Origin of the sequence: Bradyrhizobium sp., assembly GCF_016213215.1 — a bacterium.
Taxonomy (GTDB): domain Bacteria; phylum Pseudomonadota; class Alphaproteobacteria; order Rhizobiales; family Xanthobacteraceae; genus Bradyrhizobium.
In genome coordinates, this window is record NZ_JACRAW010000153.1 from 1 (window position 1) to 3,795 (window position 3,795).

Below are 3,795 nucleotides of genomic sequence, written 5' to 3' on the forward strand. Positions count from 1 at the left end.
ATGTTGAAGGCATCGCAGAACCGGACAAAGCGCGCAGCCTTCCGCGAGGCATCGGAATCGAGCACGCCCGCCAGCACGATCGGCTGGTTGGCGACGAACCCGACGGTGCGGCCGGCGATGCGGCCGAAGCCGGTGATGATGTTCCTGGCGAACGCTTCCGAGATCTCGAAGAAGTCGCCCTCGTCCACGACCTTCAGGACCAGCTCCTTCATGTCGTAGGGCTTGTTCGGATTGTCGGGGATCAGCGTGTCCAGCGACATGTCGACCCGCTCGATGGAATCGAAGCTCGGCCATTCCGGCACGCCGTCACTGTTGTTGGAGGGCAGGAAGTCGATCAGCCGGCGCATCTGCAGGATCGCCTCGACGTCGTTCTCGAAGGCGCCGTCGGAGATCGAGGAGCGCGTGGTATGGACCGACGCCCCGCCGAGCTCTTCCGCGGTCACCACCTCGTTGGTCACGGTCTTCACCACGTCGGGACCTGTGACGAACATGTAGCTCGTGTTCTTCACCATGAAGATGAAGTCGGTCATGGCGGGCGAATAGACGTCGCCGCCGGCGCACGGACCCATGATCACCGAGATCTGCGGGATCACGCCGGAGGCGATCACGTTGCGGCGGAACACGTAGGAGTAGCCGGCGAGTGCCGCGACGCCCTCCTGGATGCGGGCGCCGCCGGCATCGTAGAGCCCGATGATCGGCGCCCTCGCCTTCATCGCCATGTCCTGCAGCTTGGTGATCTTGAGCGCATGGGTCTCGGAGAGCGAGCCGCCGAACACCGTAAAGTCCTTGGCGAAGACGAAGGTCTTGCGGCCGTTGATGGTGCCCCAGCCGGTGACGACGCCGTCGCCCGGCACCTTGGACTTCTCCATGCCGAACTCGGTCGAGCGGTGCTCGACGAACATGTCGAATTCCTCGAACGATCCCTTGTCGAGCAGCAGCTCGATGCGCTCGCGCGCGGTCAGCTTGCCCCTCGCATGCTGCGCGTCGATGCGCTTTTGGCCGCCGCCGAGCTTGGCGCCGGCGCGACGTTCTTCAAGGGCGTCCAGGATGTGTTTCATTTGCTCCCGCCAGGTCTTAAGTCACAGATGTTTGCGAGGGGTTCTAACACGGCATTTTGCCCGCCGGAAACCGGCTTTCGACGCCTTGGCTCAGGTCCGTTGGAGGGAAACCCCAAGGATTCACAACGCCCTATTCGAGGGAAATCGACCGATGAATGAGACACACGCTCCCGCTATGGGCATGGTCACCGGCGGCGTCAGGCTCCTGCTCCGGCTGGAGGGGCTGACGCTGTTTGCCGGCATGGTGCTGCTGTATGCCGTCGGCCGGATCGGGCGGCTTGCGAAGAATTAGCAATTTCAACGCTCCGCCCTCCGCGCATCGCAACCACCGGTAACCATTGACCCGGATCAATGACTCAGTTTCTTTTGTAACAATTTGATTGCGGGCCGATGATTTCACAGAGGTGACAAGATCGGCCGATAACCCGTTGCGACTTTACTCAAGCTTCACCTCAAGCTCCTTTTTGAACAGCGAATTCAATGTCTGCGACGGTTCTTTCCCTGCCGCAAGGCGCCGACCTCGAGACCACCGACTTCCTGCGGCGGCTCGCCGCCATGATGAAGGGCGGCCGAAACAGCGAGATGCTGCTTCAGGCGGCGGACACGATCGAGTCCCTGACCCGGCGCACCACCTCGGCTGAACAGTCCTATCAGCAGCAGCAGCAACAAGCTGCGCGCAACCTCGAACTGAGACAGATCGCGGAAGCCGCGGCCGACAAACTGGTCGCGGAGGCCGAAGCGCTGCGCGTGCAGCTTGCCGATGAGGCCATGCAGGCGGAGACGGAGCGCGCCCGCCTCGAGGAACGGGTGCGGCAGCTGTCCGCGCAGTCGGATGATGCCGAAGCCCGGCTGGCGAAAGTCACCGCCGAGCTCGATGGCTTGCGCGAATCGCTCGACTCCGACACCGCCGTTACGGTGCCGATCGAGGCTCTGCGCCTGGCGCGGACGCAGTTCGATTACCTCGCCGAGGGTTTTGCCAAGAGCGGCGACGTGATCTCGCTGACCATCTGCGAAATCGGCGGCTGCGCGATCGACCAGGCGCTGGCCGCCGAGAAGGCGGCTGCGAACGCCGACGGCAGCACCTGATCGGCCCAACGGTCCGGCGCTCAGATCGCGCCGATATCGGCAAGGCATGCCTGCGCCAGCGTCATGCGCGCGGCGATGTGGCGCTCCTCGCGGCAGTCCACGTTCAGCGCGAACACGGTTTGTGCGCTGCCCTTCTCCGCCCAGCCCACCAGCCAGCCGAGCGACGGCTTGCCCTGCTCCGCCCCTAACAGCCCCGTCTTGGCGCGGATGACGGCGTCGGCGACCTTGGTCACGGGCAGGATATCGCGCACCAGATCCTGGCTGCGCTTGGAGATCGGCAGGACTCCGCGCCTCAGGCGGTCGACGAAATCGACCTGCTCGACCGGATCGATGCGCAGATTGCCGGTCAGCCAGAACTGATCGATGCCGCCGCCGATGTCGCGGTTGCCATATTCGAACAGGTCGACATATTTCTGCATCCGCTCCTGCCCGATCCGGCGCGCAATCTCCTGATAGACCGGGACCACGCTCGCGGCGATCGCGCTACGCAAGGTATGATCCTTATTCCAGGTCTCGATTGGCCGCTTGACCCCGTCCCACGGGAAGACGTCCTTGTCGGGGTCTTCAACCACGCCGGTCTCGAGCGCGATCAGCGAGTTGGGAATTTTGAAGGTCGAAGCCGGCAGCTTTCCCTCGCCGGAGCGATCCTTGTCGCTCGCGATCACGAGATACTCGTCGACCATGTAGCCGACGAAGGTACCTTCGGTTCCGGCGTCGGCGAAACGCTTGGCGAGGCTCTCGCGGATTTCGCTGCGCGGCGGCGCGACATGGGCAAACGAGCGCTGCGGCAGGAGGGTTGCGGCGGCGACAAGACCGAGCGCTTGGCGGCGAGTGATCAAAGGCGGCATCCAGCGAATGGTGGCGTGACGGCGACGACGATGCGACTGTTTTCGTGGTGAAACGATGGCTCCAGTTCAGGCCAAGATGGAGATTGCGCTGAAGCCACGGCGAAGCTGCGCTCCCTCTCCCGCTTGCGGGGGAGGGCTGGGGTGGGGGTGCGGCCGCAGATGCGGTCTTCGAGTGGAGAGAGTTCCCCCACCCGCTGCGCTCTTCGAGCGCAGCGACCTCCCCCGCAAGCGGGAGAGGTGTACCGAACGTGTGGCGAAAATCGCTTCAATCAAGGCTCACCTAGCGGATCTTCCCCGACAGGCGCAGCACGAACACCAGCACCTCGGCGACTGCCTTGTAGAGCTCGGGCGGGATCTCGTCGCCGAGCTCGACCTTGGACAACGCGCCCGCCAGTACCTCGTTCTCTTCGATCGGGATATCGTGCGCCTTCGCCACCTCGACGATCTTGGCGCCGATCGCGCCCTTGCCCTTGGCGACGACCCGCGGCGCACCGCTACCCTTTTCGTAAGGCAGCGCGACGGCGAGCTGTGTCTTGGTTTCCGCGCTCATAGTGCCCGGTCCAGGAAATGCCCGGCCTGCGGCGGAGCAGCCTGCGGCGGAGTGCCATCGGCCACCACGATCTCGCCGGGCTTGAGCTCGGCCCGGCTCAAGGCCCGGTTGAGCTCACCGACGCCGGCGCGCAATTGCGCGGCGGTCGCGGGGCGTTCGGCCCACATCCGCACCGATGTCTTTTCGTCGCTGAAGGAGATCAGCGCGTGCACGGGACCTGCCGGTTCGACATCGAGCGAGAAGCGCGCCCGCC

6 protein-coding genes are annotated in these 3,795 nt (G+C 64.5%); 2 read left to right on the plus strand and 4 right to left on the minus strand.

All coding sequences use genetic code 11. From position 1 onward, the window contains the following. Positions 1-1,058: acyl-CoA carboxylase subunit beta (locus HY852_RS24935; RefSeq protein ID WP_291607573.1), on the minus strand; the 1,058-nt coding region annotated here is incomplete at its 3' end. A 151-nt stretch (positions 1,059-1,209) separates the two neighbouring features. On the opposite strand from HY852_RS24935, the gene HY852_RS24940 reads away from it, so the two are divergent. Both HY852_RS24940 and HY852_RS24945 read left to right on the plus strand, forming a co-directional pair. Next, the gene (locus HY852_RS24940; RefSeq protein ID WP_291607574.1) at positions 1,210-1,350 is read left to right on the plus strand and encodes a hypothetical protein; all 141 of its coding nucleotides are present in this window, start codon (positions 1,210-1,212) and stop codon (positions 1,348-1,350) included. 263 nt (positions 1,351-1,613) lie between these two features. Next, on the plus strand, positions 1,614-2,144 hold the full coding sequence (locus HY852_RS24945) for a hypothetical protein (protein ID WP_367116423.1): 531 nt from the start codon (positions 1,614-1,616) through the stop codon (positions 2,142-2,144). A 20-nt stretch (positions 2,145-2,164) separates the two neighbouring features. Here the strand turns inward: HY852_RS24945 and blaOXA are convergent, their stop codons facing one another. The 3 genes from blaOXA to HY852_RS24960 form a co-directional block, all read right to left on the minus strand. Further along, entirely contained in the window at positions 2,165-2,983 is an 819-nt protein-coding gene (blaOXA, locus tag HY852_RS24950) for a class D beta-lactamase (protein WP_291607576.1), read from the minus strand. 289 nt (positions 2,984-3,272) lie between these two features. Then, positions 3,273-3,542, minus strand: coding sequence for an EscU/YscU/HrcU family type III secretion system export apparatus switch protein (locus tag HY852_RS24955; protein ID WP_291607577.1), 270 nt, complete (start codon positions 3,540-3,542; stop codon positions 3,273-3,275). Beyond that, the coding region (locus tag HY852_RS24960) for a flagellar hook-length control protein FliK (protein ID WP_291607578.1) at positions 3,539-3,795 on the minus strand (257 nt) is incomplete at its 5' end. The genes HY852_RS24960 and HY852_RS24955, both read right to left, overlap by 4 nt.

Bases quoted from the DNA above. Each gene is read 5' to 3' on its own strand.
- HY852_RS24940 (WP_291607574.1), top strand. From the start codon at position 1,210: ATGAATGAGACACACGCTCCCGCTATGGGCATGGTCACCGGCGGCGTC.
- HY852_RS24945 (WP_367116423.1), top strand. From the start codon at position 1,614: ATGATGAAGGGCGGCCGAAACAGCGAGATGCTGCTTCAGGCGGCGGAC.
- HY852_RS24955 (WP_291607577.1), bottom strand. From the start codon at position 3,542: ATGAGCGCGGAAACCAAGACACAGCTCGCCGTCGCGCTGCCTTACGAA.